We start from the raw sequence: 4,450 nt of genomic DNA, 5'->3' as shown, positions 1-4,450 counted from the left end.
AGCGCCTTGGGGTTGAGCAAACTGTTGAGCATGGCCCGCACAAACACCCGGCCCAGCGGCACGCGGCTGACGTGGGCCGTGTCCAGGGCGGGCGTTTTCTGCAGGGTCTTGAACACCAGCCACAGCAGGTACAACACCCCGGCGTAGCGAATCAGGTCGAAGGCCGGCGGCCAGCTGGCGACCAGAGCGGTCACGCCGGTTGCGGTCAGTGCCGTGAGCAGCAGGTCCGCCACGCTGATGCCCAACCCGGATGCCACCCCGCCACGCCAGCCATAGGTCACACCGTGGCTGATGACGAAGGCCATGTTCGGGCCCGGGGATAACAACAGCAGCAGGACTGCGCCAGAGAACACAGCCAGGGTTGCGAGGTCGATCATGCTCAAGCCATCCGCCGGGAAAGCCTGTAGATTAATCAGCCCACCTGATACAAACAAAAAATTGATCTAGATACACTTTACACAGGAACGCACCATGGCTCAGGTTCGCTACAAACTGATCGTCGATGAACTGGCCACGCGGATTCGCGCCGGCCAGTTGCCGCCGGGTACCCAGTTGCCGACCCTGCGTAGCCTGATGAACAGCCATCGCATCGCCCTCGCCACTGCCTTGCGGGTGTACAGCGAACTGGAGGCCAGCGGCCTGGTGGTGGGTGAACCGGGACGCGGGACGTTTGTGCGCGACACCACGTTGCTGCGGGGCATGGGCCTGGTGCAACAACCGCTGCAACCGGGCACCGTGGACCTGAGCCTCAACTACCCCTCGTTGCCGGGCCAGGCCGAGATGCTGCGCGACGGTTTGCGTGCCATTGCCGCCTCGGGCGACCTCGATGCGCTGCTGCATTCCGCGCCGCAGGGTGGACGCGCCCATGAACGACAGACCGCCGCGCGGCACCTGCGCAATCGGCAGATTCGCGTGAGTGGCGAGCAAGTGCTGATCGTCAACGGTGCGCAACAAGGCCTCGCCGTCAGCCTGATGGCGCTGCTGCAACCGGGGGATGTGTTGGCGGTGGATGCGCTGACGTATCCCGGGTTGAAAACCCTGGCCCAGTCCCAGCGCATCGACCTGGAGCCGCTGCCGCAACCGGCTGGGCATACGGATCTGGATGCGCTGGAGGCTTTGTGCAAACGGCGCCCGGTGCGGGCTTTTTATTGCATGCCCACGTTGCACAATCCGCTGGGCACAGTGATGGGTGAAGCCGACCGGGAGCGCCTTGCAGCGTTGGCTGAACGCTACGATTTTCTACTGATCGAAGACGGCGCCTACGCCTTTCTCGCCGAGCCCGCACCGAAGCCGTTGTTTACCTATGCGCCGCTGCGCACGGTGTATGTGTCTGGCCTTTCGAAGAGTGTGGCGTCGGGGTTGCGGGTGGGGTTTATCGTCGCGCCCAAGGCGTGGGTGCCGGCGCTGGAGCAAGCGATCCGTGTCTCGACCTGGAGCACGCCGACGCTCACGGTAAACCTGGCGTGCCGCTGGATAGAATCCGGTGCAGTGGATGCACTGGAAGAGCACAAGCGCCAGGATGCGCGCCAACGCCAGGCGCTGGCCCGGGAGGTCTTGCGAGGGTGTGAGGTGATTGCGCATCCGGCGTCGTATTACCTGTGGCTGGTGTTGCCGGAAGGTCTGCGGGCGGATGCAGTGGTGGCTGCGCTTGAGGGCCAGGGTGTGCGGGTCACCAGTGCCGAGCCGTTTGCCTGTACGGCCCATGTGCCGCATGCGTTGCGGGTGGCGCTGGGGTCGATTGACTTGGCGACGTTGAGAATAGCCTTGGGGAAAATTCGCGAGGCAATTCGGATATGAATAAAGGGCCAGCAGGGTAAATCCCTTTGATTTGCGGGACATTTCCGAGACAATCTTTCGGCCTTGTGCCTGCCGGAACCGGTGGCTAGTCTTCGCCCCGTCACTGCTCATCAGTGATCGGGTTTAGTCGCCCGGATCCGAAAAGGCGCATGTCCCATCATGAGGTTTTATGGTGGCTGTGCGCAGGGCACCTTCGGGTGCGCCGGTTTTTCCTTTTCGGCCGGTCGACTAACCTGCGTACAGCCGCCACCCTACGTTTAGTCGCGAAGGGGTCGGCTCCTTAACCGAAAAGGAGTTACACCATGAATAAACCCGTCCCCGACCCACCCATCGACCTGCTCAAAAACCGCGCCGCGTTCAATCGCGCCCTCGAACACTACCTGCCCTCCCAGGGCTTCCATACCGTCAACGAAGACCTGAGCTTCGAAGACTCCCTTCTCTACACCGCCAGCCTGCTCAGCAGCGCCTCGGCCACCGCTCTCGACTGCGGCGAACTGCTGCAAAGCCCCGAGCGGGCAAAGTTGCTGGCGGTGTGGCATTTGCTGGAAATTGCCAAGACCACCGTCGACCGCTCGATTGAGTGTTTGCACCTGCGCAAGGCTTAGCCGCAACCCCGTCAAGCCTGTGTGGGTTTGTGCATCCGGCCAAATCCACGCGGCAACGATTGCCCAATCCTCTGGCCAACGCATAGAATGCGAACCGTTATCAATTAAGACGCCCGCGCCAGGATGCCCATGTCGAGCGACCACCCACTGGATCATGCCGCCATCGGCCAGCTCTACCATGCCCATCATTCCTGGCTGCGCGGCTGGTTGAGCCGGCGTACGGGCTGCCGTGAGCACGCCGCCGACCTGGCGCAGGAAACCTTCGTGCGCCTGCTCAATGCGCGCAAGCAGCAAGCCTTGCTGCAACCCCGGGCCTACCTGAGCAGCATCGCCCGCAGCCTGATGATCGACCAGTATCGCCGCCGCGAACTGGAGCGTGCCTATCTGGAGAGTCTCGCGCATTTCCCGCAAGTCGAGGTGCCGTCGGAAGAAACCCGCCTGCTGATCCTCGACAGCCTGGAGCGCATCGACCGCCTGCTGGACCAACTCAAGCCACGGGTGCGCGAAGCGTTTTTGCTGGCGCAACTGGACGGCTTGACCTGCCAACAGATCGCCCTGCGTCTGGGGGTGTCCAAGGCCACCGTGGAGCGCGACCTGGCCAAGGCACTGCATGCCTGTTATCGGTTGCGTTATGCCGAAGGCTAATCCGCCATTGGTGGACCAGGCGATCCAGTGGATGATCAAGCTGCGGTTCAATATTGCCGATGACGCCACCACCGCTGCCTTCGAACGCTGGCTTGAAACCAGTGGCGATCACCAGCAGGCCTGGCAACGGGTCTCGTCGATGAGTGACGAGTTTGCGCAGTTGCCGGCACAGGTCGGCCGCCATGCCTTGCAAGGTGCCCGCCAACGCATCAGCCGCCGTGAAGGGTTGAAGTTGCTCGGGCTGTTCGCCGGTGCCGCAGGGCTGACATGGTTCGGCCGCGACTACACGCCATTGCCCGGCCTGCTGGCCGACTACCGCACCGCCACCGGAGAGCGGCGTTGGGTCGCCCTCGACGATGGCAGCCGTATCCAGCTCAACAGTGCCAGCGCCATCGACACAGTCTTCAACACCGAAAGGCGTCTGGTGCAGTTGCGCCAGGGTGAAATCCTGATCGACATGGGCGCCGACGGTAGCGCGCCACGGCCCTTCTGGGTGCAAACCCGCGACGGTTATCTGCGCGCCTTGGGCACCCGGTTCATGGTGCGCGAGGAGCCCCACGGCACCTTGCTCGCCGTGCAAAAAGGCAGCGTCGCGGTATTCGCCGACAGCCATCAGGCCAGCGCACGTGGGGTGATACAGCCCGGCGAGCAGGTGCTGTTTGATCGAAACGGCTTGCGTCCACCCGCCACCACGGGCCTGGATCCCTGGGCCTGGAGCGACGGTGTGATCAGCGCTCACAACATGCGTCTGGACGATTTCCTCGCGGAGCTGAGCCGTTACCGCACTGGGCTGGTGCGCTGCAGCGAAGCGGTCGCCGCCCTGCGTGTGTCCGGGACTTACCAGTTGGACGATACCGATCAGGTCCTGACCCTGGTGGCACAGACACTGTCGGTGAACATCACCTATCGCAGCCGTTATTGGGTGACCGTCGCAGCTCGTGCATGACCTTCCGAAAATAAATGAGGTGAATTCTCATCTTCGCTCGACCTGTAAGGAAAGGCCGATCAACAGGCCGATTCTGTCCACTTCCTTCAGGAGCATTCCGCGGTCATGCAAGCGTTCCCCTCCAAGCGTTCTCCCCTCAAGCATGCGGTGCACGCCGCCCTGCTCGGTGCCTGCCTGAACGGCAGCGCCCTGCCCCTGGCGGTCATGGCGCAAACGCCTGTCAGCGACACCCAGGCCCGTGACTGGAACATTGCACCCGGCCCATTGGCCACGGTGCTCGACCAGTTTGCGCGCCAGGCGAGTATCAGCCTGTCCTATGACGCCACCAGCGTCGCCGGCAAGACCAGCCCCGGCCTCAACGGCGCACTGGACAGCCAACAGGCCTTGAGCCAATTGATCCAGGGCCAGGGTTTGCAAGCCCAACGCCAGAGCAACAACACCTGGCTGCTGTTGCCGC

Annotated in this window: 6 protein-coding genes; 5 read left to right on the top strand and 1 reads right to left on the bottom strand. The window is 63.1% G+C overall.

Going from position 1 to position 4,450, the window contains the following annotated elements; translation table 11 throughout:
• Positions 1-377: LysE family translocator (locus HX846_RS39425; protein WP_256739764.1), on the bottom strand; the 377-nt coding region annotated here is incomplete at its 3' end.
• Between the two features lie 94 nt (positions 378-471).
• Between HX846_RS39425 and HX846_RS03960 the strand changes: the two genes are divergently transcribed.
• From HX846_RS03960 to HX846_RS03940, 5 genes are all read left to right on the top strand, one after another.
• A complete protein-coding gene (locus HX846_RS03960; protein WP_008434545.1) occupies positions 472-1,797 on the top strand; it encodes a PLP-dependent aminotransferase family protein in 1,326 nt (441 codons plus the stop codon).
• 302 nt (positions 1,798-2,099) lie between these two features.
• A complete protein-coding gene (locus HX846_RS03955) occupies positions 2,100-2,402 on the top strand; it encodes a DUF6124 family protein (RefSeq protein WP_003208197.1) in 303 nt (100 codons plus the stop codon).
• 129 nt (positions 2,403-2,531) lie between these two features.
• On the top strand, positions 2,532-3,047 hold the full coding sequence (locus HX846_RS03950; protein ID WP_102369583.1) for a sigma-70 family RNA polymerase sigma factor: 516 nt from the start codon (positions 2,532-2,534) through the stop codon (positions 3,045-3,047).
• Positions 3,034-3,993 carry a FecR domain-containing protein gene (locus HX846_RS03945; protein WP_178965007.1) on the top strand — a complete coding sequence of 320 codons (960 nt, stop codon included), beginning with the start codon at positions 3,034-3,036 and terminating at the stop codon, positions 3,991-3,993. The genes HX846_RS03950 and HX846_RS03945 overlap by 14 nt, the downstream gene beginning before the upstream one ends.
• 105 nt (positions 3,994-4,098) lie before the next feature.
• Positions 4,099-4,450: STN domain-containing protein (locus HX846_RS03940; RefSeq protein WP_178965006.1), on the top strand; the 352-nt coding region annotated here is incomplete at its 3' end.

The organism is Pseudomonas sp. K5002, assembly GCF_013386655.1.
Classification (GTDB): domain Bacteria; phylum Pseudomonadota; class Gammaproteobacteria; order Pseudomonadales; family Pseudomonadaceae; genus Aquipseudomonas.
Note: the sequence above shows the minus strand (reverse complement) of the source record. Positions and strands in the feature narration are given on the sequence as shown.